At 64.1% G+C, this 25,178-nt stretch carries 24 protein-coding genes and 1 pseudogene; 9 read left to right on the forward strand and 16 right to left on the reverse strand.

Going from position 1 to position 25,178, the window contains the following annotated elements:
* The first annotated feature begins 8 nt into the window (after window positions 1-8).
* A complete protein-coding gene (locus tag CO731_RS10800; protein WP_108607097.1) occupies window positions 9-1,514 on the forward strand; it encodes a sigma-54 dependent transcriptional regulator in 1,506 nt (501 codons plus the stop codon).
* Window positions 1,515-1,868: 354 nt separating this feature from the next.
* Complete coding sequence (locus CO731_RS10805; protein WP_108607098.1) at window positions 1,869-3,602, forward strand: DUF882 domain-containing protein; 1,734 nt, start codon at window positions 1,869-1,871, stop codon at window positions 3,600-3,602.
* A gap of 104 nt (window positions 3,603-3,706) precedes the next feature.
* Here the strand turns inward: CO731_RS10805 and CO731_RS10810 are convergent, their stop codons facing one another.
* Together CO731_RS10810 and CO731_RS10815 are read right to left on the reverse strand one after the other, a co-directional pair.
* A complete protein-coding gene (locus tag CO731_RS10810; RefSeq protein WP_108607099.1) occupies window positions 3,707-4,348 on the reverse strand; it encodes a 2-dehydro-3-deoxy-phosphogluconate aldolase in 642 nt (213 codons plus the stop codon).
* Window positions 4,349-4,492: 144 nt separating this feature from the next.
* On the reverse strand, window positions 4,493-5,362 hold the full coding sequence (locus CO731_RS10815; RefSeq protein WP_108609757.1) for an N-acetylmuramidase domain-containing protein: 870 nt from the start codon (window positions 5,360-5,362) through the stop codon (window positions 4,493-4,495).
* Between the two features lie 184 nt (window positions 5,363-5,546).
* Here CO731_RS10815 and CO731_RS10820 point away from each other — a divergent pair, with 184 nt between their 5' ends.
* From CO731_RS10820 to CO731_RS10830, 3 genes are all read left to right on the forward strand, one after another.
* Window positions 5,547-6,476 (forward strand): rhodanese-related sulfurtransferase, encoded by a 930-nt coding sequence (locus CO731_RS10820; protein WP_108607100.1) that lies wholly within the window; start codon window positions 5,547-5,549, stop codon window positions 6,474-6,476.
* Window positions 6,477-6,577: 101 nt separating this feature from the next.
* Entirely contained in the window at window positions 6,578-7,327 is a 750-nt protein-coding gene (locus CO731_RS10825) for a tellurite resistance TerB family protein (RefSeq protein ID WP_108607101.1), read from the forward strand.
* A 295-nt stretch (window positions 7,328-7,622) separates the two neighbouring features.
* On the forward strand, window positions 7,623-8,378 hold the full coding sequence (locus tag CO731_RS10830) for an SDR family oxidoreductase (protein WP_108607102.1): 756 nt from the start codon (window positions 7,623-7,625) through the stop codon (window positions 8,376-8,378).
* 6 nt (window positions 8,379-8,384) lie between these two features.
* Here the strand turns inward: CO731_RS10830 and CO731_RS10835 are convergent, their stop codons facing one another.
* Window positions 8,385-9,236: a sterol desaturase family protein gene (locus CO731_RS10835; protein ID WP_199914586.1), complete on the reverse strand. Its 852-nt coding sequence runs from the start codon at window positions 9,234-9,236 to the stop codon at window positions 8,385-8,387.
* Between the two features lie 80 nt (window positions 9,237-9,316).
* Entirely contained in the window at window positions 9,317-10,501 is a 1,185-nt protein-coding gene (locus tag CO731_RS10840) for a pyridoxal phosphate-dependent aminotransferase (protein WP_108607103.1), read from the reverse strand.
* A gap of 83 nt (window positions 10,502-10,584) precedes the next feature.
* Here CO731_RS10840 and CO731_RS10845 point away from each other — a divergent pair, with 83 nt between their 5' ends.
* Both CO731_RS10845 and CO731_RS10850 read left to right on the forward strand, forming a co-directional pair.
* Window positions 10,585-11,268: a GNAT family protein gene (locus tag CO731_RS10845; protein WP_108609759.1), complete on the forward strand. Its 684-nt coding sequence runs from the start codon at window positions 10,585-10,587 to the stop codon at window positions 11,266-11,268.
* A 147-nt stretch (window positions 11,269-11,415) separates the two neighbouring features.
* Window positions 11,416-11,622 carry a hypothetical protein gene (locus tag CO731_RS10850; RefSeq protein ID WP_108607104.1) on the forward strand — a complete coding sequence of 69 codons (207 nt, stop codon included), beginning with the start codon at window positions 11,416-11,418 and terminating at the stop codon, window positions 11,620-11,622.
* A gap of 6 nt (window positions 11,623-11,628) precedes the next feature.
* Here CO731_RS10850 and CO731_RS10855 read toward each other — a convergent pair whose 3' ends face one another.
* The 5 genes from CO731_RS10855 to CO731_RS10875 all read right to left on the reverse strand — a co-directional run bounded on the left by CO731_RS10855 (window position 11,629) and on the right by CO731_RS10875 (window position 17,454).
* Window positions 11,629-12,720 carry a nickel/cobalt transporter gene (locus CO731_RS10855; protein WP_108609760.1) on the reverse strand — a complete coding sequence of 364 codons (1,092 nt, stop codon included), beginning with the start codon at window positions 12,718-12,720 and terminating at the stop codon, window positions 11,629-11,631.
* Between the two features lie 13 nt (window positions 12,721-12,733).
* Window positions 12,734-13,387 carry a DUF1007 family protein gene (locus CO731_RS10860; RefSeq protein ID WP_245439724.1) on the reverse strand — a complete coding sequence of 218 codons (654 nt, stop codon included), beginning with the start codon at window positions 13,385-13,387 and terminating at the stop codon, window positions 12,734-12,736.
* A 78-nt stretch (window positions 13,388-13,465) separates the two neighbouring features.
* Window positions 13,466-14,386, reverse strand: a complete 921-nt coding sequence (locus CO731_RS10865) for a LysR family transcriptional regulator (protein WP_108609761.1) — start codon at window positions 14,384-14,386, stop codon at window positions 13,466-13,468.
* A gap of 116 nt (window positions 14,387-14,502) precedes the next feature.
* Window positions 14,503-16,194: a DUF1963 domain-containing protein gene (locus tag CO731_RS10870; protein WP_108607106.1), complete on the reverse strand. Its 1,692-nt coding sequence runs from the start codon at window positions 16,192-16,194 to the stop codon at window positions 14,503-14,505.
* A gap of 69 nt (window positions 16,195-16,263) precedes the next feature.
* The gene (locus CO731_RS10875; RefSeq protein WP_108607107.1) at window positions 16,264-17,454 is read right to left on the reverse strand and encodes an amidase; all 1,191 of its coding nucleotides are present in this window, start codon (window positions 17,452-17,454) and stop codon (window positions 16,264-16,266) included.
* Window positions 17,455-18,002: 548 nt separating this feature from the next.
* Here CO731_RS10875 and odc2 point away from each other — a divergent pair.
* Window positions 18,003-19,136, forward strand: coding sequence for an ornithine/lysine decarboxylase (odc2, locus tag CO731_RS10880; RefSeq protein ID WP_108607108.1), 1,134 nt, complete (start codon window positions 18,003-18,005; stop codon window positions 19,134-19,136).
* 99 nt (window positions 19,137-19,235) lie between these two features.
* Window positions 19,236-19,805 (forward strand): N-acetyltransferase, encoded by a 570-nt coding sequence (locus CO731_RS10885; protein WP_108607109.1) that lies wholly within the window; start codon window positions 19,236-19,238, stop codon window positions 19,803-19,805.
* A 61-nt stretch (window positions 19,806-19,866) separates the two neighbouring features.
* Here the strand turns inward: CO731_RS10885 and CO731_RS10890 are convergent.
* The 7 genes and pseudogenes from CO731_RS10890 to flhA form a co-directional block, all read right to left on the reverse strand.
* Window positions 19,867-20,154: pseudogene (locus CO731_RS10890) on the reverse strand (SCP2 sterol-binding domain-containing protein); the annotation flags it as partial.
* A 162-nt stretch (window positions 20,155-20,316) separates the two neighbouring features.
* Window positions 20,317-20,868, reverse strand: coding sequence for a hypothetical protein (locus CO731_RS10895; protein ID WP_108607111.1), 552 nt, complete (start codon window positions 20,866-20,868; stop codon window positions 20,317-20,319).
* Window positions 20,856-21,275, reverse strand: a complete 420-nt coding sequence (locus tag CO731_RS10900) for a hypothetical protein (protein ID WP_108607112.1) — start codon at window positions 21,273-21,275, stop codon at window positions 20,856-20,858. The genes CO731_RS10895 and CO731_RS10900 overlap by 13 nt, the downstream gene beginning before the upstream one ends.
* 10 nt (window positions 21,276-21,285) lie before the next feature.
* A complete protein-coding gene (locus tag CO731_RS10905) occupies window positions 21,286-21,834 on the reverse strand; it encodes a rod-binding protein (RefSeq protein ID WP_108607113.1) in 549 nt (182 codons plus the stop codon).
* Window positions 21,835-21,898: 64 nt separating this feature from the next.
* Window positions 21,899-22,285, reverse strand: coding sequence for a hypothetical protein (locus tag CO731_RS10910; RefSeq protein ID WP_108607114.1), 387 nt, complete (start codon window positions 22,283-22,285; stop codon window positions 21,899-21,901).
* A 2-nt stretch (window positions 22,286-22,287) separates the two neighbouring features.
* On the reverse strand, window positions 22,288-23,040 hold the full coding sequence (fliR, locus tag CO731_RS10915) for a flagellar biosynthetic protein FliR (protein ID WP_108607115.1): 753 nt from the start codon (window positions 23,038-23,040) through the stop codon (window positions 22,288-22,290).
* Window positions 23,037-25,127, reverse strand: a complete 2,091-nt coding sequence (gene flhA / locus CO731_RS10920; RefSeq protein WP_108607116.1) for a flagellar biosynthesis protein FlhA — start codon at window positions 25,125-25,127, stop codon at window positions 23,037-23,039. The genes fliR and flhA overlap by 4 nt, the downstream gene beginning before the upstream one ends.
* Window positions 25,128-25,178 lie beyond the last annotated feature (51 nt).

Below are 25,178 nucleotides of genomic sequence, written 5' to 3' on the forward strand. Positions count from 1 at the left end.
GGACATTCATGGCAGGTTCGATTCTCATAGTCGATGACGATCCCGTCCAACGTCGCCTCGTCGACGCTGCGGTGACGAAATTCGGCCACACCGCGATCGCCGTCGACGGCGGCGAGGCGGCCCTGCGCATGCTCGACGGACCGCGCGGCGGCGAGATCGGTGTGCTCATCCTCGACCTGTCCATGCCCGGGCTGGACGGTATCGGCGTGCTCAAGGCGATGCGCGAGCGCGGCATCACGCTTCCGGTCATCGTGCAGACCGCACAAGGCGGCATCGACACGGTGGTGTCGGCGATGCGCAACGGTGCCTTCGACTTCGTCGTCAAGCCGGCGTCCCCGGAGAAACTCCTGGCGGCCATCGCCAACGCGCTCAAGGTGGAAGCGGTCGAGAATACGGTCCGGCGCACGGCGCGCCGCAGCGGCGGGCTGCTTACCTTCCGTGACATGATCACCAGAAGCCCTGCCATGGACCGGGTCATCCGGCTTGGCCAGAAGGCGTCGGCGTCGAACATCCCGATCCTGATCGAAGGCGAATCCGGCGTCGGCAAGGAACTCGTCGCCCGCGCCATCCAGGGATCGGGCGACCGGCGCTCGAAACCCTTCGTCACCGTCAATTGCGGCGCCATTCCCGACAATCTCGTCGAGAGCATCCTGTTCGGCCACGAGAAGGGCTCGTTCACCGGCGCCACGGAAAAGCACCCAGGCAAGTTCGTCGAGGCCAACAACGGCACGCTTTTCCTCGACGAGATCGGCGACCTGCCGCTCGACGTGCAGGTCAAGCTGCTGCGTGCCGTGCAGGAAGGCGAGGTCGACCCGGTCGGCGGCCGCTCCACCGTCAAGGTCGACATCCGCCTGATCTCGGCGACGCACCGCAACCTCCTGCAGCAGGTCAAGGACGGCAAGTTCCGCGAGGATCTGTTTTATCGCCTCAACGTCTATCCGATCTTCGTGCCGCCGCTGCGCGACCGCCGCGAAGACATTCCGCTGCTGGTCAGCCACTTCATCTCCCGTGTCGCGCCGGCAAGCGCGCATGGCCGGATCCCGATGATTTCGGAAAATGCGCTGGCGCTACTTCAGGCCCATGACTGGCCGGGCAACATCCGCCAGCTCGAAAACGCCGTCTTCCGCGCCTGCGTGCTTTGCGAAGGCGACGTGCTGACCGAAGACGAGTTCCCGCAGATCCGCGCCCAGGTGGAAGGCGTCGTCGACCTCGGCGGCGAGGCGAAGCAGGAGCTTGTAGAGACGTCCGCTGAAAAAGCGGTTGCGGCTGCGCCGTTGTCATCTGCGCCGGAACGGACCCGTCCCGGCATGCTGCGGGCGCTCGACGAGCGCGGCAATGTGCGACCGTTGGCCGACGTGGAATTCGAGATGATCCGGCTCGCCATCGAGCACTACAACGGCCAGATGAGCGAAGTGGCGCGGCGGCTGGGGATCGGCCGCTCGACGCTCTACCGCAAGCTCAAGGAATACGGAATCGATCCGGAAACCGGGCGCGTCGAGCGACTCGCGTCCTGATATTTTCTCCGCCGATCTGGAATTAAAGCTTGCGTGTCGCTTGCGGGACGCATCCAATTGTGGCCGAAGGCTCAATTGTTCAGTGCCATTTTTGCCGTATAAACCAGCGGTTTACCATGAAATTCTGAGATTCCCTTTTGCTGGGATATCGCCATGGTGTTACCGCATTTGGCCTTCAATAAGCAGTGATTAACCATTAGGATCGATATTCGGACACGAATCCGTAACAGTGTCCGGGCTTCAAATCCGGGGACAGATGGCAGCCTAACAGGGCCTTTTGATTTGAACAGGATCGAGAACACCGAAGGGCGTCGCTCGAAATCGAATGGTTGGCAAAAGTGGCTTACGGCCGCGATGCTGACGTTTGGTTTCCTGACAGCTTCTCAGGCGACAGCCTCCGCCGAAACGCGGACCCTCAAGCTTTATTACACCCACACGGGTGAAAGGGCTGAGATCACGTTCAAGCGCAACGGCAGATACGATGCTGCCGGACTCAAGAAACTCAATCAGTTCCTGCGCGACTGGCGCCGCAACGAGCCGACCAAAATGGACCCGCGTCTGTTCGACGTCGTCTGGGAGGCTTATCGTTCTGCTGGCGGCCGCGACTATATCCATGTCGTGTCGGCCTATCGTTCGCCGGCGACCAATTCGCTGCTGCGCAGCCGTTCGAGCGGCGTTGCCGAAAAAAGCCAGCATATGCTCGGCAAGGCGATGGATTTCTTCATTCCCGGCGTGCCGCTGAAGAAGCTGCGTGACTCGGGCCTGCGCGTCCAGGCCGGCGGCGTCGGCTACTATCCGCGCTCCGGTTCGCCCTTCATCCACATGGACGTCGGCAACGTGCGCCACTGGCCGCGCATGAGCCGCCGCGAACTCGTCGCCGTGTTCCCGTCCGGCAAGACGCTGCACGTGCCGAGCGACGGCAAGCCGTTGCCCGGTTTCGAGCAGGCGCTCGCTTCCTACCAGTCGCGCAAGAAGAGCGGCGATCTGGTTCTCGCCAGCGCTGGGGCGCCGGCAAAGCGGAGCGGTGGCCTGTTTGCAGCACTGTTTGGTGGCGGCGGTGCAGACGAGGAAGAAGATACCGGCGAAATCGCAGTGGCAGCCGTTGCGCCCAAGAGGGCGCCGGCCAAGGCAATTGCCGAGGCGCCTGCCGCCAAGTCGCTGCCCGGCATCCAGATCGTAGCACCCGAGAATGCGCAGCGCGCAGAGCTGCCGCAGGTCGCCGACGAGGCACCGGCCGATCAGGCACCGGAGACCATTCTAGCAGCACTTCCCGCCCGCAGCGTGCCGCTTCCGGGCATTGCGCCGCGGCCGCAGGCCGAGATCGGCGTGGCGACCGCAGAGACCGTGCCGTTCGGCGCGGCATCCGCGCCGCTGGCCGAAGGCGAGCAGCCGACCGCAGTTGAACAGCAGATTGCAGCCAATGTTCCGCTGCCGACCCGGCGTCCGAACTACAACCCGCCAGCCGAACTCACGCCCGAGAACCAGAATGTCCTGATGGCGCTGGCCTCCAGCGATGACTTGCCGGCCGTCGCAGGCAATGCACCTGTGCCTTCGTCGCGTCCGCAGGACATGACGGTGGAAGCGGCACTTGCAGCGGCGGACGACATTCCAGCCGAAGAAGCGGCCGACGACGAGTTCGAGGTCGCGGCCCTCGCGCCGGTGCCGGAGCAGCGCTCCGTGTTCGACCAGCCCGAGGCCGTGGCCACTGCCGCGCCCAAGGCTGCGACGCCGAAGAACGCCATTGCCTCGCTTTCGGCGGGCCAGGACCCGGCCGCTGCGATCGGCGGCAGCGTCAAGACCACGCGCAAGTCGGCACGTCCGGTTGCCGAGGAAGCCAAGCCCGAGCCCAAGGCCGTCGTGGTTGCCGCAGCGCCTGATGCCGCGCGCTGGGCCCTGCGCAGCGGCGAGCAGGTGACGACGGTCACGACCAATACCAAGGCGCCGGGCTTTGCCTACAACATCGTCCGCACCGCGCCGAAGGAGGTCTACACGGCCGGCTTCCAGCAGGGCAGCCAGGCGGCAGATGCCAATCGCTTCTCCGGCAGTGCCGTGAAGTTCCTGTCGGTAGCTCGTTTCGAGAACAACTGATCGACGAACAAGACAATCAAAAAAGCCGCGCTGGCTGCCAGCGCGGCTTTTTTGTTGGGTTGGCCAGATCCTGACTTCTCCGACAAGGGGAGAAGGCAAGATTCTCAGTTCTTGCGCAGCTTGTTTGCTTCGGCGGCCAGCGCCTCGATGCCGGCCCAGTCGCCTGCCTTGACCATGTCGTCGGGGGCGACCCACGAGCCGCCGACACAGACGACGTTCGGCAGGCTGAGATAATCCCAGGCGTTCTTGGCCGAGATGCCCCCGGTGGGGCAGAACTTCACGTCGGCGATGGGCGAGGCGAGGGCCTTGAGGAAAGGCGCGCCGCCGGCCTGCTCGGCGGGGAAGAATTTCAGGAAGTCGAGACCGGCTTCGCGCGCGGCCATGATTTCGCCGGGAGTGATGGTGCCCGGCAGGAGCGGTACCTCGTTGGTCGCGGCATGCGCGATCAGTTCGCGGGTCAGGCCGGGGCTGACGATGAACTTCGAGCCGGCTGCCACCGCGTCGTCGAAGTGGCGGGCGTTGAGGATCGTGCCGGCGCCGACGATGCAGTCCTCGACCTCGGCGGCAACGCGGCGGATGCATTCCAGCGCTTCGTCTGTCCGCAGGGTGATTTCGATCGCCCTGAGGCCGCCGCGGGCGAGGGCACGGGCCAGCGGCACCGCATCGACGGCGCGGTCGATCTTCAGCACCGGAATGACCGGCTGGCCATCGAGCAGCGCTAGCAGTTTCTGGGTTTTGCTGGTCATGGCATTCGCTCCATCGTTACTTTTCAACCGATTTAACAGACCGTGCAGAACGAGTCCACGAAGCCTGCAGCGACATGGTGATGCGGCCCGGATGTCGGCTGGAAATCCGGACCTCGTTGCTTGCCTGCATAGCGCTCCGGCGAGTCAAGATCGACCGAAAATACCGGCGAGCCAGGACTTCAATGCCGACCACAGCCCGCCTGCTCCAGGCTGCAACGCCCGGCGTATCGCGGCTTGGGTTCGTCCACCGGCGATGCCATCGGCGGCAAGGCCGTGCTCGGCCTGGAACTTCCTGACCGCGGACGCCGTGCCCGGGCCGTAGATGCCATCTGTGTCGACGGGATAGCCAAGTGCCACGAGCGCTTCCTGCAGTTCGGTGACCAACTCGCCGCGCGAGCCGACCTGCATCGTCCGGTCGCCGGGGGCTGGGCCGTCGATCTGCCTTCGATAGGCATCGGCCAGCTTGGTATGGTAGCTGTTCTTGCGGAAGCCCGGGCCGTTATAGCCGTGTCCGACCGCCTCCCAGTCATGGCCGTTGAGTGCCTCCTTGAGGCCGGCCTTGTCGATGTAGCGGGCCATCAGCCGTGCCTGGCCGGCAGCGCCGGAGCGCGCCTCGGCGACGAGCCCGTCGACTTTGTCGAAACCGAGCCACAGCCAGTGCGACCCCATCACCTGCCCGAGGCCCCAGGATGTCGATTCATAGGCGGCCTGGTGGTCGATGTCGGCCGCATGTTCGAGCATATGCCAGCGCGCCGCCTGGCCGCGCGGGTTGGCGACGGCACCCGTCGTCGGCGAGGCAAGGCCCGCCGCGCGTGCCCTTGCCTGTTTGGCGCCCGAAAGCCTGCGGTCGAAATAGTGCCCTTCGAAGCGGATCAGCGGTTCGTTGCGTCCGTCGACCTTGGCGAAGACCTGGCCGGCGCTCTCGATCTCGGCAATGGCGAGCAAGGCGGCGGGTTCCAGCCCGAATTCGCGCGCCGCCTTCTCGATTTCATCGGCCGTTTGCTTGCTGAACATGCGCGACACTCTCCGTTTCGTCGCAACCATTGTCGCCGGAATTCCGCAGGCGTGGAAAAGATACCCCGGAAATCGGCCGTCTTTCTCCGGTGCGAGATCCGACCCGAATCAGGAACTGCCTGTAATCCTTCCACTTTCAGCTGCACGTTGAAAAAAATGAGGCGAAGCGCTAGTGGCTCACGCCATGAATCTTTCCACACCCATATCCCAGTTCCGCGTCGCCGCCCTCTACCGCTTCTGCCGGCTGGAGCGCTTCGAGGACCTGCGCGCGCCGCTTGCCGCCTTCTGCTGCGGCCGCGGCATCAAGGGCACGCTGCTGCTTGCCCGCGAGGGCATCAACGGCACGGTCGCCGGCACCGGAGAGGCGATCGCCGAACTGATCGCGCATCTTGAAGCCATGCCGGAACTCGCCGGCCTTGAAGTCAAGTACAGCGCGGCAACCGAGATGCCGTTCCACCGCATGAAGGTGCGGCTGAAGAGCGAGATCGTCACCATGGGCGTCGAGGGCATCGACCCGCTCGCCAGCGTCGGCGCCTATGTCGAGCCTCACGACTGGAATGCGCTGATTTCCGATCCCGACACGATCGTCGTCGACACGCGCAACGACTATGAGGTTTCGATCGGCACGTTCTCCGGGGCGGTCGATCCGCAGACCAAGAGCTTCCGCGAATTCCCCGGCTGGGTCGAGGACCATCGCAGCGAGCTTGAGGGCCGCAAGGTCGCGATGTTCTGCACCGGCGGCATCCGCTGCGAAAAGGCGACGGCCTATGTGAAGTCGCTCGGCATCGACGAGGTGTTCCACCTCAAGGGCGGCATCCTCAAATACCTCGAAGAGGTGCCTGCGGAGCAGAGCCTGTGGCAAGGCGAGTGCTTTGTCTTCGACGAGCGCGTTTCGGTGTCGCACGGGCTTGCCGTGGGCGAGGCCGAACTGTGCCGTGCCTGTCGGCATCCGCTGATGCCCGAGGAGTTGCTGTCGCCCAAGTTCGAGGCTGGTGTCTCCTGTCCGCACTGCCATGATACCCGCACTACAGAGGACCGCGCCCGCTACGCGGAGCGCCATCGCCAAGTAGAGCTGGCAGAACAACGCGGCGACGCCCCCCACATCGGCAGTTGAACGGCTGTATCGGATTGCCTCGCCAAATTGACCGGCGTCATTGTAATGTCGCGATCGTCCGCCTACCTCACGGCGACAGACATTCCTAACCGGAGGCATTCATGTTCGACCCCAAGAAGCTGCTCGACGATCTCCTCGGCTCCAAGATCCCAGGCACCGGCTCCACCGTGCGGGACAAGGCCGGGCAGGCGACCCAGCTCGCCAAGGACAATCCGCTCGCCGCAGGCGCGCTGGTCGCCGTGCTGCTCGGAACCGGTGCCGGCCGTCAGGTCACGGGCACGGCGCTGAAGGTCGGCGGCCTCGCGGCCATCGGCGGCCTCGCCTACAAGGCCTACCAGAACTACAAGGCCGGCAACGCCCCCGAGCAGACTGCCGCCGCCCCACAAGCCGAGCCGCAACTCCTGCCGCCGCCGGCCGACAATTCCTTCCATCCCTCGCAGGCGCCCCAGGGCGAGACCGAATTCGCGCTGACCCTGATCCGCGCCATGATCGCTGCCGCCAAGGCTGATGGCCATATCGACGACGAGGAGCGCAAGAAGATCGGCGACAAGCTCAGCCTGTCCGGCATCGGTTCCGAGGCAGAGCAGTTCCTGATGGCCGAGCTCGATGCGCCGCTGGACCTCGATTCGATCGTCGCCGCGGCCCAGACCGACGCACAGAAGGTCGAGCTCTACACCGCTTCGCGCCTGGCGATCGATCCCGACACGCGCGCCGAGCGCGGCTATCTCGACCTTCTCGCCGGCCGGCTGAAGCTGCCGGACGCGCTAGTCGACCATGTCGAGGCGACGGTGTCGAGCGTCAAGGTGCCGATCGAGGCTTCGGCCAATCCACAGGTCAATCCACGCTGGTAGGTCTCTCTCGGGAGGCTCGCGAAAAGCAGCTAAAAGGCCGCTTTTCGCGTTAAGGATTTGTTAACCGAGCAGGCGCATCCTTTTCTTACTCGGATCGGCTCTCCTCCTCCCAAGCACGGTTCGATGAAAAACTGGGCGGTCGCCAATGACCGCCCTTTTTCTGTGGCCGATTTCCTTCGCTCCATCGCTACAATCAAGACAGCCGATCTGGTTTTGCTTGGGTCGGCGCTCTAGATTGTTGACGCTACAATGATCGTCCGCCGGCGATTGGTCATGCGCATGGAGGAGCTTCATCATGGCGAGCAACAGGGTCGCAGTGGTTACCGGTGCCGGCAAGGGCATCGGCAAGGCGGTGGCGACTGCGCTGCTGAGGGATGGCTGGAACACCGTGTTTTGCGGCCGTAGCAAGGCGCCGCTCGATGCGGCGATAGCGGATGCCGGCAAGACCGACGCCAGCGCCCTGGCCGTGGTCTGCGACGTCACCAGGCCCGATCAGGTCGACGACATGTTCGAGACCATCACCGAGGCGTTCGGGCGGGTCGACCTGCTCTTCAACAATGCCGGCATGGGCTACAAGGCCTCCACCATCGACGAGGTTCCCGTCGAGGCTTGGAACGATGTCGTGGCGGTCAACCTGACCGGCACGTTCCTGTGCTCGCGCGCGGCCTTTGCGGCGATGCGCAGGCAGGAGCCGATGGGCGGCCGCATCATCAACAACGGCTCGGTGTCGGCCCATGCGCCGCGCCCCGGCTCGGTGCCCTACACCGCGACCAAGCACGCCATCACCGGCCTTACCAAGACGCTGGCGCTGGACGGGCGTCCCTTCGACATCGCCTGCGGCCAGATCGACATCGGCAATGCCTTGACCGAGATGGCCGTGCCCATGACGGTCGGCGTGCAACAGGCGGACGGCTCGATTGCCGCGGAAGCGGTGATGGACGTCGAGCGCGTCGCCGAGGCGGTGGTCTACATGGCCGGCCTGCCGCTCGACGCCAACGTGCTGTTCATGACCGTGATGGCGACCAAGATGCCCTATGTCGGGCGAGGGTGATGTCCGTCAGGCGCTTCGGCTGCGCCAGTGGGTCAGGCGCCGGACGAAGTGGCGGTAGGATGAGCGCCGTAGCGGATAGGTCAGTTGCCCGATGAGGCCATTGCCCATCGGCTGGGGAACGCCCAGGGCAGTGTCGCATGCGCCGGGGACCCTGAACGTCCCGAAGGCCCAGTCGAACACCGAGAACACAGAGGCGAAGTTGGTGTTGTAGGCGATCGGCTCGGCTGAGTGATGCCAACGGTGCATTGCCGGCGAAACGAAGATGCGACCGAACGGACCGTAAGTCCAAGGCAGGTCGGCGTGGATGAAAGCGCCGTAGTAATGCCTCACGAGCCAGTTCACGAGGATAGCGTAGGCTGGCAGTCCCATCGACAGGATAAAGGCGAAATCGATCGCCACTGTCGTCAGGCGATTGATCGGATGGAACCTGAAGATCGCCAGCCAGGTCATCTCCGTGTCGCTGTGGTGGACGGCGTGCGACGGCCAAAGCAAGGCCGAATGCTCGATCCGATGACGCCAATAGCCGACGAAATCGCCGAGGAAGACGGCTGCGAGGCCGACCAATGCCGGGTGCAGACCCTCCCACATGGTGGCGGGGACGAGGGCGAGGTCGTAGGTCTCGAACGCCTGCTTCATGAACAGTGCCAGGGCGACCAGTATCGGTGCGACCAGCAGCACGTCGATAAAGTGGATCAGCAGGTTGATCTTGGCCTGGGGAACGGCCTTCAAGATGTCGCCGACGAACCGCTCTCGCTTGACGACAAGCGCCAGCAGCACGAAGAACGGCAATGGCAGATAGATCGCTCGCCAGAAATCGTGCGCAGCGTTCGCCAGGTGCTCGAACGGTAGGTCAGGCAAGCAACATCCCCCAATGCCACTGTTGGTACCATTGTGGGATGTGAATAAATCGAAATGGTTAACTTTGCGCGGCCCTGCGGCTACTTCGCCAGGAACGCCTCGATCCGCTCCAGCGCGCGCAGGATGTTTTCTTCCGAGTTGGCATAGGACAGCCTGATGTAGCCTTCGCCGAGGATGCCGAAGTCCGGGCCGCCGATCAGGGCAACGCCGGCTTCTTCGAGCAGCGCCGAGGCGAGCTTCTTGGCCTTCCAGCCAGTCTTTTCGACATTGGCGAAGGCGTAGAAAGCACCCTTCGGCGAGATGCACGAAATGCCGGGGATGGCGTTCAGCCCTTCGACGACAATGCGGCGGCGGCTGTCGAAGGCGCGCATCATCCTGTCGACGTCGTCCTGCGGGCCGTCGATTGCGGCAATGCCGGCATATTGGCTCGGCGCGTTGACACATGACCAGCAATTGACCGCGAGCTTGCGTACCTTGTCGTAGAGTTGGCCGCTCCCCACTCCATTCGGCCAGATCGACCAGCCCATGCGCCACCCGGTCATCGCCCAAGTCTTGGACCAGCCGTTGAGGATGATCAGCCGGTCGCGGATCTCCGGGAAGGCGAGCAGCGAGCTGTGGCGCTCGCCGTCATAGGTCATGACGTCGTAGATCTCGTCGGACATGATGGCGACGTGCGGATGAGCCTCCAGACCCTTGACCAGCTTGGCGATCTCGGTGCGCGGCGTCACCCCGCCCGTCGGGTTGGCCGGCGAATTGAGGATCAAAAGCCGCGTCTTCGGGGTGATCAGCGACAGCGTCTCCTCGGCGGAGAAGGCAAAGCCATTGGCCTCGCGCATCGGCACCGGCACCGGGGTCGCGCCGGTGAACTCGATCATCGAGCGGTAGATCGGGAAGCCGGGGTCGGGGTAGAGGATTTCCGTGCCCGGCTCGCCGAACATCAGGATCGCCGCGAACATCGTCGGCTTGCCGCCGGGCATGATTATGACGTTTTCGGGGGAGACTTCGACGCCCGTGGTTGCCAGAGTACGCCGCACCACCGCCTCGCGCGTGGCCAGCAGGCCGTTGGCCGGGGTGTAGCCGTGATGGCCGTCGCGCAGCGCCTTGATGGCGGCTTCGACGATATGCTCGGGCGTGCGGAAATCGGGCTGGCCGATACCAAGATTGACGATGTCACGACCTTCGTGCAGCAGCGCCGTGGCGCGCGCGAGCACGGCGAAGGCATTTTCCTCGCCAAGGCGTTCAAAGGCGGAAATCGTGTGGAGCATTGCGGGCACTCGTCTGGTTCTGTCGATGTCCCTGGATTTTTGCGAGACTCCTGGCAGCCATGTCAAACGAATTGGAGAGATCGTTGACCGAGAACCTGCGGGACTGGAAGCCGAGGCCGCGCCCCGAGCGCATCGTGCTCGAGGGAAATTATGTCCGGCTGGAGCCGCTCGACGCGGCAATGCATGGCGAACGGCTGTTCGATATGGCGACCGCCGAGGATGCCGAAGGCCGCTTCCGCTGGCTTTTCGACACCAAGCCGCAGACCCGCGCCGACTTCCAGCCCTGGCTCGACAAGTCGGCGGCAAGCAACGATCCGCTGTTCTTCGTCGTCATCGACAAGGCAAGCGGCAAGATGGCCGGCCGCCAGACGCTGATGCGCATCGATCCGGCTCATGGCGTCATCGAGATCGGCAACATCTACTGGAGCGACATCGTCTCCCGGCGACCGGCGGCGACCGAAGCGCAGTTCCTGTTTACGCGCTACATCTTCGAACTCGGCTACCGCCGCTACGAATGGAAGTGCAACAACCACAACGAGCCCTCCAAGCGCGCCGCCGAACGGTTCGGCTTCAAGTTCGAGGGCATCTTCCGCCAGCACATGGTCGCCAAGGGCGAGAACCGCGACACCGCCTGGTATTCGATCATCGACACCGAATGGCCGGCGCTGCGACGGGCCTATGAGGCCTGGCTCGACCCGGCCAATTTCGATGCCGCGGGCCAGCAGAAGCGGCGCCTTGAGGATTTCCGCACCGAATTCGGCGCCTGAGACGACCCGCGCCAACGATCCGCGGGCTTGCCATGCGACAATGGAACCGGCCATGGCGCGTTGGCTGATGCGCCGGCGGGCGCTATGAGGTTGAGTCACGCCGGGTACCGCACCCGGCAACATCCGGAACCCTGGGGCCGATAGCCGATGGATACCAAGACGCGCAATTCCGCCAGCGCCGCCGCCATTTTCCTGGGCGGCTTCGGCCTGTTTGCATATTTCCTGCCCAAGATCATGCTCGCTGTCGGCGACTATTCGACCGTGGCTGCCGGCGTGATCGCGGTCATCTTCGTGCTGGCCTTCTTCGGCGTGTTCTGGCTGCGCGGGCGCAGCCAGCGCAACAAGGGCCTCTAGCCGAGGTCAGGCGCTCAGGCTGGCTGCCAGCAGCACGATGCCGATCAGCATGACGAGGGCGGCGCCGCCGATCTCGATTGTATTGTGAACGCGGTTGCCGGCGCGCCCGTCACCGGCGATGGCGACGGCCCAGTTCTTCGCCGTCACCGCAAGCACGGCGAGCGCTGACACGGTGATTGCCGTTCCCAATGCCATGGCAAAGACCGAAAGGATGCCGCCGGCCCAAAGGCCGTTGAGGAAGGCGAAGCTGAGCACGATCAGGGCGCCGGAGCAGGGGCGGATGCCGACGGCGGCGACCGCTGACCACGCCGTCCGCCAGTCGAAATGCTTGCCTTCCAGCATCTTCGGATCGGGCGCGTGCGAATGGCCGCAGGTCGAGCAGACTTCACCCTCGGCGTGATGGTGCGCATGGCCGTGGTGATCGTGATGCGCGTGGCCATGAGCGTCGTGGGCATGATCGTGGCCGCAATCGGCATGGTCATGGTCGTGACCGTGTGTGTGGCCGGCATGCGCTGCCGACAGGCTGTGGCCCGCGGTCGCGCCGGCCAGGCCGAAGGCCAGCGGCCTGAGTTTCTTCCACAGCAGCCAGGCGCCGAAAGCGGCGATCAGCGCGTAGCTTATGGTTTCCAGGAACCAGGTCGCGTTGGTCATCGACACCGAGGTGCCGCGCAGCACCAGGAACACCAGCGTCATGAGCACGATCGCCGTCAGGCCCTGAAGGAACGCCGAGACGAAGGACAACATGATGCCGCGCTTCAGCGCCACCTCGTTGGCCAGCATGTAGGACGAGATCACCGCCTTGCCATGGCCGGGGCCGGCGGCGTGGAAGATGCCGTAGGCGAAGGACAGGCCGACGAGCAGCCAGATGCCGCTGCCTTCGCCGTCGCGCATTGCCTTCAGCGAGCCGGTCAGCGAGCGGTAGAATTGCTGCTGGTGGACATTGATCCAGTTGAGCAGGCCGGCAAACAGCCCGGTCGACGGAACGATGGCCTCATTGGTGCCGATGCCGAGCGAGCTCTGGGCATGGGCGTGGCCGGTGAAAAAATGGCTGAGCACGTAGCTGATCAACAGAAGGGCGAAGATCGCGCGGATGGTCATCTTCTTCACGGGGTCACCCCTTGGCCTGGCAGTTCAGTTCGAGGCGGGTGGCGAAGATCTTGCTCATGTCGGTGCCGGTCGGGTCGTTGAAGAAGGCGTCGGTCAGGTTGGCCTGGTTCTGCGCGATCACTTCGTCGGGATCGGGCCGGATCACCTGGCGCGTACAGGACGGGGGCAGGTCGGCGACGTTGAGGTTGGTGTCTTCGGTGAAATCGATCGCCGTATAGAAGGTCGGATCGTAGACGCCGAAATCGATCTTTCCGGAGAGCTTCAGCGGCTCCTTCGGCTCTGCCTCGAACAGGATGATGAGCTGCTGGTCCTCCAAATCGGCGATCAGGCCGGCTGGCGGCTTCATCGCCACATCCTTGCCGTCCAGGGTGACGACCTGGAAGTAATTGTACTCGCCGATGGATTCGAACACCGTCTTGGAAACCTCGGCCAGTTCGGCCTCGTCGAGCTTGAGATCGGCGTTCTTGTCGAACTCCATCAGGACCGTGCTGGAAAACAGGTCGTCGAAGCGCCAGAGGTGGCGCAGCGACTTCACCGTGTTGTCGGTGTTGAGCAGGACATCGAGCCGGGCTTCGGCGAAGACGTGCGGATGGACGCTGGCCGGCACCGTCGTTGCCAGCAGGGCTGCCCCGGTCGCGGCCAGTATCGACGTTCGCATTTTCAGAATCATGGCACTGGTGGTCCGGCGGTTCGAATGTAGCCGACCATTATCAGAAACAGGGCGAAAGTGGGACGTTCAGCCCTTCAATTCTGCGGGATGGTCGCAAGGATTGATCTTGAACCACTGCACCAGGAAATCGACGAAGACGCGTATCTTGGCCGGCAGATAACGCCTGTGAGGGTAGACGGCGAATATGCCGCCGCCCGAAAGACGGTTGTCGTCGAGCACGGCCACAAGCCGGCCGGCATCGATGTCGGGCGCGGCGATGAAATCAGGCAGGATGGCGAAGCCGAGGCCGGCAACTGCCGCAGCCCGTGCCGCCAGCGGGCTGTTGACCTCCATCGGTCCAGAGACCGAAACGGTTACTGTATCGCCGGTTTCGCCGACGAAGGGCCAGTTGGACAGCCAACGCCCGTTGGTGTCGATGATGCAAGGCACCTTGGCCAGGTCGGTCGGGCGTTGCGGCTTGCCGTGCTTGGCGATCGCCTCCGGCGAGGCGCAAAGCCTGATGCCGAAGGGCGCCAGCCGGCGGGCGATCAGCGAGGAGTTCTCGAGCCGCGAGATGCGGATGGCAAGGTCGAAGCCTTCCTCGACGAGGTCGACGAAACGGTCGTCGAGATGGATTTCGAGCACGATGTCGGGGTGCTCCTTGGCGAAGTCGATCAGCGACTGGCCGATCGGGGCGTCGGCGAAGGTGCGGGGCGCCGACAGCTTGATGCGGCCGCGCACGTCGCCGGAGGATTCGCGCACCGCGTCGGCCAGGCTGTCGACCTCGCGGACGATCTCGGAAGCGCGGCGATAGTAGGTGTGACCCGCTTCCGTCAGCGAGAACTGGCGGGTGGTGCGATTGAGCAGCAGGGCGCCGAGCTCGTCTTCCAGCTCGCGGACATATTTGGACAGCAGCGCCTTGGAGCGGCCAATCTTGCGTGCCGCCGCCGAAAAGCCTTCGGCCTCGACGACATCGATGAAGGCGCGCATCCGGGTGAGTGTGTCCATGGTGCCTGCGGTCTCGTTCAAAAATTGGCTACGACGACGCTAGGATTGTTCACACCTGGGGGTCAAGTGCTCTGGCACGGAGCTTGTCGTGCCAGGCGCGTCGGCGCGGGTGGCGATCAGTTCGAGACTTGAACCTCGACAGCGTCGAACCTGCCCGCCGCGAGGTCTTGCTTCCTGATCGTCAGCACCAGGTTGTCGACGTCGCCGAACATCCAGCCCATCAGATTGCTGGTGGGAAGTTCGAGCAGGGTCACGTCCTTGTCGAGGTCGAACTGGTGCACATACTCAAAGGGCACGTGACCCATGCCCGCCATTTCATGTGCGGCCTGATCCTTCCAGATGGCCTCGAAATAGCTGCGCATTGCTGGAGGCAAAGCCTCGGGCGATCTCGAGTAGGCATGCCGCGCCCGGTCGAGCCGAAGGCACTCGAAATCCCAGACCCACAATGATCCTTCCCCATTTTGGGCGGTCAGCGGCAGTTGCCGGACTCGCGGATAGATGATCTCGCACTTGCCGAGTTCGGCCGTGATCGCGGCGATTTCATCCTCCGAAAGTTGCGTCTGGTCCGATGCCGCATTGGTCCGCTCGGCCACTGTCCGCACCTGGGCCAGGGCTGCTTCGAGCATCGGACGCCCTTTCGTCCTCGCTTCGATCAGTGCGGGCAAGGTGGCGGCACGTTCGCGCAGTTCGGCAAGATTTCTGGGCGGTACCGGCGCGGCTTTCGCGACCGCGAGCCAGTCAAGTACCTGTTCGAGCTGCTGTCGGAGCGGCGTGATCAGATCCTCGGCCAGATATTCGACGAGGCGCGCCTCCGCGATATCGAGCATTCCGAGGGTGGTGGAGCGATCGAACGGGCGATGCTCCGGCGACGCCAGGTCGAAACCCTGCTTGTAGACTTCGTGGCTGGCCTCGCTATGTCCTTCCCGCCGAGGGTCGGGGTCACCCGGCCGCAGCGCTATCAGATCGACAGGCCAGCGCGGCCAGGCGTCGATCGGCTTCAGCCGCAACTTCGCGTAAGGCAAGCTGATGGACCAGCCATCTATGCTCAGGTCCTCGGGGCCTTGTCGCCAGGGGCCCATCTCACTCAGATGCAGCACATGCACCGCGTAGTCGGTCGGGTGGATGAAGAAGGCCAGCCAGCCGTCACGCGGACCGAGGCCATCCCACAGATCGGCGGGAAGATCGGCGCAGCAGATCTGCGCGAGGAAATTGGCGTTGCGGCCGTCTATCACCGGCCATGGGATATGCTCGGCCATGGCAGGCGCGCCGCCGAGCCAGCTTCTGGGGTGATCGACGTCGCGCAGCGGAATCTGCGGCACCAGCCGTACGACCACAGGCTCGGTAGCCTGCGCATCCATGAGCTTCTGTTCGTGCACGAGCTGGCCGGCCAGATCCTCCCGAATCTTGACCAGGAACTGGTGCTCAGCGCCGGTCAATGGCCGGTCTGCCGCTTGGGGAGGGGGCCTTCCGACCGCCTTGGCGATACGTTCCGGGGAGGGGGCTTGCATGGTTGGCACCGCAGCCTTGGCGGCACGCTGTCTGACGACAGGCTTTCCAGTCAGCTCCTGCTCGCTGTGTTGCCTGCGATAGGCCAGCACCGTGAAGACGACGGTCAGCAGGGCGAGCATGGCTGCCGAGGGAACTGCGCCGATCCGCGACACCAGCACGAAGTCGAGGAAGGCATTGATGCCCTGGACGCCGTTGGAGACGCCACCACCCGGCAGTCCGTCGAGGAAACGCGTGAGCGTCTGGGCCACCAGCATGGCCATGAAGACGAAAACAAGTATCGGGCGCGTATATGGGCTCATGCGCGCAAGCTAGCGACGGCTTCCTAAGCAATCGTGATTGGTCAGAACTGTCGCTACCTGCGCCGATTGCTAAAGTTGCTGCTGCAGTACTTGGCGTCCCAACTGGATGAGCGCCAGATCGCTGCCGGCAGGTCCCAGCAGCGACAGGCCGAATGGTGCGCCGTCCACCGTGCCGATGGGCAGGGTGATCTGAGGGAAGCCGGAAAGCCCCGACAGGCAAAGCAGCATCAGCGCGCGCTCGCGATAGGCCAGCAATTCGGCGTCCGCCGCGCCGGCTAGTGGGGCCGCGCCCGGCACGGTCGGCAGGATCAGGATGCCGTCATCGCCCAGCAATGCGCCGAGTTCGCTGCGGAAAGCGTCGCGCCTGGCGATCTCTGCCTGATAGGCCGCGGCATCGATGGTCGCGCCAAAGGCGAAGCGCTCCTTGACGCCTGGCCCGAGGCCGCGGTCTCCGGACGATATCCACGCGCCATGCTGCTGCCAGGCCTCAAAGGCCTGGACCTTGCGGAAGCACCAGTAGAGTTCGTCGGGCGAAAAGGTGAGGGGTGACGCCTTGGTTATGGGGCCAAGGGCGTTTTCGGCGATGCCGCGCATGCGCCGGTATTCGGCTGCCTCGGCCGGGCCGGAGGGCAGCGCGTCGAGCCAGTCGAGCGCAAGCGGCCGGACCAGTTCGCCGCGATGGGCATCCTCGCCGATGAGCAGCCTGGCCACTTTCTCATAGGTGTCGATGTCCCGGGCGAACCAGCCGAATGTGTCGAGGCTGGGGGCGAGCTTCATTGCGCCGTCGAGCGAGATGAGATCATGGGTCGTGCGCAGGCCGATCAGCCCGCAGAAACTGGCCGGTGCCCGGATCGAGCCACCGGTGTCCGAGCCCCCTGCGATGTCGGCAAGCGCGCCGGCGACTGCGGCGGCCGAACCAGATGATGAGCCGCCGGTAACGCGGTCGGGTGCCGCGGGATTGATCGGGTGCGGAAAATGCGCGTTCTGGCCCATCAACGAAAAGGCGAGTTCGTCGGTCTGGGTCTTGCCGACGAATCGCGCGCCCGCATCGAGAATCACCTGCACTGACGCGGCAGTTTTGTCGGCCGGAAGGCTGCTGGCAGCCTTGCCGGGATTGCCGCAGCCGGTGACGAGGCCGGCAACATCGAAGATGTCCTTGACAGCCAGCCGCAGCCCCGCAAGCGGGCCGTTTTCCGCATTGGAAACAGGCACTTGTGGCATGTCGAGGAACGAGTTGAAAGGGTCGGGCATGCTATTCATCGTTCGAAGCCTGTTTACGATATCGCCAGCATTGTTCGACGTTTGAATTTTTTCAACCCGCCATCCGATTTTAATTGATTGTGACGGCAGTGGTGCATATATCCCGGCTTGCCCAAAGTCGCACGTGCCTGTGGGTGTCCGCCGATCCCTCGAATGGCGAGGAAATCGGTAAGGTAACTGGAGCTAACCCCTCCAGTCGGTTTAGCGGCCAACCGCGAAATCGAGGACACCTTGAAGCAACGACGGTGCGGGCCTTTCTGGTTCTCTTCCGGCTGTCCAAAAGCCGGGGTTACTGAAGAGGCACACCTTCATTGCCGGCAGTGCGGAACGGGTCTTCCCATTTCCAAGCCAAGGCAGACAAAGCGAACCGAAGCCGGGCTGGCTCAGGTTCACCGCCGCGTGAAGCGCATTTATGGATCCAGGGTCTCCACAGGCTGGTTCCATCAAATAGCGATCATGTCTTTGTCCACCGCGGGATACCACGGCCGGGAACGGCCGTCCCGCAGCTTGATGATCTTGCGCGGCAGGACCGCGCGATGGAGAGACCTATGGCCACTCAGCGCATCCTCGACTTCCTCGCCACCCGACGTCCATCGGGCCCCTGCCTCGTCGTCGACCTCGATGTCGTGCGCGACAATTTCCGCGCCTTCGAAAAGGCCATGCCGGAATCCAAGATCTACTACGCCGTGAAGGCAAACCCGGCGCCCGAGATCCTGCGCCTGCTTGCCTCGATGGGCTCGTCCTTCGACACCGCCTCGGTCGCCGAGGTCGAGATGGCCATGGATGCCGGCGCGCCGGCCGAGCGCATCTCCTTTGGCAACACCATCAAGAAGGAGCGTGACATCGCGCGTGCCTTCGCACTCGGCATCCGTCTGTTCGCCGTCGACAGCGTCGAAGAGGTGGAGAAGATCGCGCGTGCTGCCCCCGGCGCCCGCGTGTTCTGCCGCGTTCTGACCGATGGCGAAGGTGCGGAATGGCCGCTGTCGCGGAAGTTCGGCTGCGTGCCTGCCATGGCCGTAGACGTGCTGCGTCAGGCCAAGGCGCTCGGCCTCGATGCCTATGGCGTGTCGTTCCACGTCGGTTCCCAGCAGGTCGATCTCTCCGCCTGGGACCGCGCGCTGGCCGACGCCAAGATGGTGTTCGCCAAGCTTGCCGAAGAAGGCATCACGCTCGGCATGGTCAACATGGGCGGCGGCTTCCCGACGCGCTACCTGCGCGACGTGCCGGCTGCCCAGGCCTACGGCCAGGCCATCTTCGAGGCGCTGTCCAAGCACTTCGGCAACAACATCCCGGAGACGATCATCGAGCCGGGCCGCGGCATGGTCGGCAATGCCGGCGTCATCAAGTCGGAAGTCGTGCTGATCTCCAAGAAGGCCGACAACGACAATCTGCGTTGGGTGTTCCTTGACATCGGCAAGTTCGGCGGCCTCGCCGAGACGATGGACGAGGCGATCCGCTATCCGATCGTGACTGAACGCGATGCCGACGAAAAGTCGCCATGCGTGCTCGCCGGCCCGACCTGCGATTCGGCCGACGTGATGTACGAAAAGACGCCGTACCCGCTGCCCCTGTCGCTGACCATCGGCGACGAGGTGCTGATCGAGGGTACCGGCGCTTACACGACGACCTACTCGTCGGTCGCCTTCAACGGCTTCGAGCCTCTCCGATCCTACGTGATCTGACGGCTCGCAAGAGTTGATCAGATCACCCGGCGCGGGCGCAATCGGCGCCCGCACGGGTTCGCTTGTGGAACAGTTATCCGCTCGTGAAGGATCGCGGACATGCATATTGAAATCGAAAAAACCAAAACCTCGCCCGACATCGTGATCGTGGCCGAAACCCTCGCCGATATTCCGGCGCGCGAAGCGCTGCTCGACCGTGCCATGGGCCTGAAGCGGCGCAAGAAGTCGTCGGAGAAGCTGCGCCGCGGGCGCCGCCCGTCCGAGGGCCTGGGGCTGATCGCCCGCAATGCCGAAGGCTCGGTGGTCGGCACCGTGCGGCTGTGGGACGTGCGTCTGGGCGAGGGTGGCCCGGCTGCGCTGCTGCTCGGCCCGCTTGCTGTCGACCAGTCGATGAAAAGCGCTGGCATCGGCTCAGCGCTGATGCGCCACGCCATTGCAGAGGCTGCGCGCCTCGGCCACCGCGCCATCCTGCTGGTCGGCGATGCGCCCTATTATGCGCGGTTTGGCTTCACCGCTGAGAAGACCGGGCAGCTTTCGATGCCTGGCCCCTACGAGCGCGAACGCTTTCTCGCGCTGGAACTTGTTTCGGGCGCCCTGGACGGTACCAAGGGCGTCCTGAAGGCCGCCGGCCGCAAGCTCAAGACCGAGCGCGCCCGGCTGGCTGCCTGATCGTGACCTTCCCGTGCCTGGCGGTGACGGGAAGGTCCATTAGGTCTGTGGAACCGAGGCCTCAGCCGAGCAGGCTGCTGAGGCCCATGGCCACCGACATGTCGCCTTCGACCTTGATCTTGCCGGTCATGAAAGCCATCGTCGGGTTGAGGTCGCCTGCGATGAGCGACTCCAGATCGTCGAGCGACAGCTTGATGGTGCAATCGGCCGGGGCGTCGGTGGTCGACAGTGTTGCGCCGTCGATGACGATGACGCCATCGGCGCCGGTGTCGAACTTGACCGAACGGTCGAAGCCGGAACTCTCGACCTTCGACTTGATCTTGTCTGCGACTGTCTGAATGCTCATGGCTCTCTCCTGATCTTTCCTGAAAGGCGCTTTGCGCCCGGCCTCCCCGGACCAATCCGGACAAGCCGGCCCGCGTCACAGGACTGCAAAGCCTATAGCGGCCAATTGACGTTTACGTCAACGTAGATTTGAGGAATGGCTCGTTCCGGCTGGCTCGCATCGGGTTCAGTGAGCGGCGGCCGGTGCCTCTCCGGCGGCTTCGGCCTCGGCCGATTTGGCGGCCGCTGTCGCCGCTGCAGAACGGCGACGCACCGCATTGTCGCGCACGTCGTCCGGCGTCAGGAAGTCGATCTGCTCGACCATCACCTCATGCACCAGCTTCTCGCCGATACGGGCGTTGATGCTGTCGCGCAGGCCGTTGCGAAAGGCGTCGAGGTCGAGCTTGTCGTATTGGGTGAAATCGATCTGCGGATTGCCGTAGAGATAGGAATAGACCTGGTCGACGAGCAGTGCGTCCATCGGCACCGACATCTTGGCGACCTGCTTGGGCTCGACCGTGTAGACCAGGCGCGTCAGGAAGTAGCCTTCGACGCGCTCGCCCTTGAGCAGCGGCACCGAGATGACGTCGGTCTTGACGTAGTCGAGACCGCCGAGCAGCGGCTTCTTGTCGTCGGCCGCTGGCAAGTTGGCCGCAGCCTGGAACGAATAGAAGACCGCGCCGAGCGTCACGGCGACAATCCACAAGGCCGCCGCGATGAACTTGATCACCGCGCCCATCCGAATTCGTTGGCCGAGTAGGTGCCGTCGGTCTCGGAACGCTGGATGGCGTCCTTGAGCAGGTTGGCGACTTCGCTGACCGCGCTGAGATGGGCGAGGATGGCGCGTTCGTTGGCAGCGAGCTTGTCGCGCAAGCGTTCGACGCCGACCTTGAGATCGCCTGGGAAGTCCCCCTCGACCAGGCCCTTGGTGGCGCGCGTCAATTCGTAGAGATAGCGGCTCTTGCGCGCATTCGACGCCTTGATGTCGAACCGGGTGTCGGTGCGGATCGAGGCGGTTTCTTCTTCGACCGCCTCTTCGATGCGGCTGATGATGGCACCGATGTTGCCCGGCTGCGCCGACTGAACGAGTTCGATTGGCTCGGCCTTGGCCGGGAGGTTCGGCCTGTATTCGGAGAGATCCGACATATCTTACCCTCTAGGATTTGGTGTCAGTGACGGAGGAGGCGGCGTCGCGTCCCAGCGACTGGACCATCTTCCGTTGTATTTCCTGGATGACCGCAGTCGCCTGGCTTGCCTGCTCATCGAGCGCAGCCCTATCCGGGCCGCCGGACACCGGTCCGACCGGCAGCGCCTGCTCGTCCTTGATGTAGTGGTCGCGCATGAGGGCCTTGGCGATGCCGATGCCGCCGGCTTCGGCGGTCTGGTCGGCCAGATGTTCGGCCATCATCGACTTCCACATGTCGCCGGCCATGCCCTTGCCGTAGACGCTGTCGGTGTTCTTGGGCAGCATGTTCTCGATGAAGGTCTGCAGCACCATGGCCTCGAAGCGCTTCATGCTGGCGTCGGGGCTCGCCGCGTCGGGCTGGCGCGAGATGCCGCCGGTGACCGCCGCCTCGGTGAGCGAGAAGGCGGCGCCGGTGCTGGGCGTCCGGTTGGCGAGCGCGGCACGCGCGGCCTGGATGCCGGCCGGCTCGACGGCCTTGGCAACGTCCAGAACGATGTCGCTGGGTGGGGAGATCGCCAAAGCTGGCTCGCCTTTCCGGGGTTTACGTTACTGCTGATTGTGGAGGGTCAAGCTTGCGGCAACCTTACTTGTCGTCACTGGGCTTTCTTTCGATGATTTCGAGACGCTCGCGGTCGGCACTGTCGCGCTCGTCGCGGCGCCTGACGTCGCGATAGGCGCGCTCGACCATGTTGGTGCGGGCGGTGGCAGTTGCGATCTTTCCGACCTCGAATCTGGCGAGGCCGAGGTTGAGCTGCTGCCTGTTGATCGCCGCCGAGATTCGCCGGTGATAGAGTTCCGGAAAGAGCTGGGGCATGCCGTCGGTGCTGTCGAAGCTTTCCGCCAGGGATTGCGCCTCGCTCTCAGCCGCGATGGCCTGGGCGACGAAACCGGCGTGACGCGTCTCGTGCAGCGCCTTGAGCTGCTCCTGCACCACGACCAGCTTCTTCAGCCGTTCCCTGCGCGAGGCCATGTCTACCTCCCCACCGTGATGTCGGCGAAGCCGTCGGCAAACAGGCTGAGCATGGTGGCGATGCCGAAATACATCAGGATCAAGCCGCCGGCGACGACGAAGGGCAGCGAGATGAAGTAGACCGGGATCTGCGGAGTCAGCTTGTTGACGAAGCCGATCGTCAGGTTGACCAGGATGGCGTAGGCGACGAACGGGCTGCCCAGCCTGAGCACGACCATGAAGCTTTCCGACAGCGTGTCGGCGATGTCCACCAGCGCCGCCTGCGGGTTGAAGAACAGGTTGACCGGGGCAACTTGATAGGAGGCGACCAGCGCGCGGACGATCTCATGGTGGAAATTGAAGGCGAAGAGCAGGATCAGCGCCGAAATCGAGATGATCGATGCGAGCGGGGCCTGCGGCTCGTTTTCCTCGATGGCGTGGCCGCCGACGCCGCCATAGCCGATCAGCATGGCGATGGCCGAGCCCATGAACATCAGCGCCAGTATGTAGAGGCGCGCCATCAGGCCAATGAGGCCGCCGATGAGCAACTCCGAGGCGATCATCGGCATCAGCACGCCCGGGCGCGCATCGACATAGGGAAAGATCTGGTCCCAGAGGTGGACCAGAAGCCCGCCGGTGGCGGCGACGGCGACGAACAGCCGGACATGCATGGGCACGCGTACGCTCGAAATGCCGGGCATCAGCATGAAGCAGCTGCCGATGCGGCAAAAGGCGAGGAACGCCGCAAGGACGAACCCTTGCGCGGCAACATTCATGAGATGGTTCCAAGCACGCGCAGCTCGACGCCCTTGGCGATCTCGACATGGCTGAGCACCGGCAGGGTCGGGAACAGCCGTTCGATGATCATGCGGACATAGGGCCGGGCGTCGGGGGCGGTGACGAGCACGAAGCGCTCGCCGGCCTCGAGGTGGATGCGGATAGCTTTCGAGGCGTCCTGGCCGAATTCCTCGAGCTGGCGCGGGTCGATGTCGAATTCGCGTACTTCGCCCTTGGCGTCACGCTTGAGGCTCTGGTGGAAGGCGAGGTCCCAGCGGTTGCCGAGACGCAGCACCTTGAGCACGCCGCTCTCGCCGAGGTCGCCGCAGATCTGCTGGGCCATGCGGATGCGGACATGTTCGACGATCTGCTCGGTGCGGCGGACATGGGGGGATATCTCGGCGATGGCCTCGATGATGAGGTGAAGATTGCGGATCGACACGCGCTCGGCGAGCAACAGCTTCAGCACGGCCTGCAGGCCGGGATAGGTGATGTGCGAGGTGCAGATCTCGTCGGCGAGCTTGCGATACTCCGGATCCTGGCGTTCGAGCAGCGCCTTCATGTCCTTGTAGGACAGCAACTGCGGCAGGTTGTTGCGGATCACCTCGGAGAGATGGGTGAGCAGCACCGACATGTTGTCGGCGAAGGTGAACTGCTCGCGCTTGAGGTCCTCGGCGAAGGAATCGAGCACCGAGAACGCGCGCATGCCGAAGGCGGGTTCGCGAACTTCCTCGCCCGGAATGTCGGGCAGTTCGCGCGAGCCGAGCAGCACCATGATCTCGCCGACGCGCATCTGGTATTCGGCGACGACCGTGCCGTGGATCTTGATCTGGTAGCTCTTGGGCGGGATCGAGTAGTCGTCGGTCATTCTGACTTCAGGCACGACGAAACCGTACTGGGTTGCGAACTTCTTGCGCATCTTCGACATGCGGAAGGCGAGTTCCTGATGCGTGGCAAGCAGGCGCGTCGACAACTGCTTGCCGATCAGGAGTTCGATCTCGGCGGTGGCGAGCGATGCCTTGACCGAGTTCTTTTCCTCTTCGACCTTGTCGACTTCCGCCTGCTTCTTCTCGGCATCGGCCTCGGCGACGCGGCGGTTGTGGCGCATCGGGATGACATAACCGAGTGCGGCCATGCCGGCAGCGAGCGTGACGAACGGGAACATCGGCAGGCCGGGCATCAAGCCGAGCAACAGCAGCAGGCCGGCGGCGACGTAGAGCGCGCGCGGATAGGCGCCGAGCTGGCCGAACACTGCCTGGTCGGTCGAGCCGCGCGTGCCGCCCTTGGAGACCAGCAGGCCGGCGGCGAGCGAGACGATGAGGGCCGGGATCTGGGTCACCAGACCGTCACCGACCGACAGCTTGATGAACACGTCGGCGGCTTCGCCCATGCCCATGTCGTGGCGGAAATAGCCGATGGCGATGCCGCCGACGATGTTGATGGCGGTGATCATCAGGCCGGCGATGGCGTCGCCGCGGACGAATTTCGAGGCACCGTCCATCGAGCCGAAAAACGAGCTTTCCTCTTCCAGTTCGCGGCGGCGCAATTGAGCGGTCTTGTCGTCGATCATGCCGGCGGCGAGATCGGCGTCGATCGACATCTGCTTGCCGGGGATGGCGTCGAGGGTGAAACGCGCCCCGACTTCAGCGATACGCGTCGCACCCTTGGTGATGACGATGAAGTTCACCACGATCAGGATCAGGAAGACGATCAGGCCGATGACGAAATCGCCGGACATGACCAGGCTGGAGAAGCCCGAGATGACGTAGCCGGCGGCGTGCGTGCCCTCGTTGCCGTGCGAAAGGATCATGCGCGTGGTGGCGATGTTGAGGGACAGGCGCAGCATCGTGGCGATCAGCAGGATCGTCGGGAACGACGAGAAGTCCAGCGGCCGCTGGATCCACAGGGCGACCATGAGGATCAGCACTGAAATGGCGATGGAGAAGGCGAGGCCGACGTCGATCAGGAAAGCCGGGATCGGCAGGAACAGGACGACCAGGATAACCACGATGCCGAGCGCGAAGAAGACGTCGCGTCCGCTCTTGTTTGGCGCGCCTATGCCCGAAATGGTTTCACTGATCGCCATGGCTCATCCGATCGAATTCTGCCGCGAACCCATGCCACGGCCCGTTGACCC

The sequence above is a fragment of the Aminobacter sp. MSH1 genome (genome assembly GCF_003071665.1).
Lineage (GTDB): Bacteria > Pseudomonadota > Alphaproteobacteria > Rhizobiales > Rhizobiaceae > Aminobacter > Aminobacter niigataensis.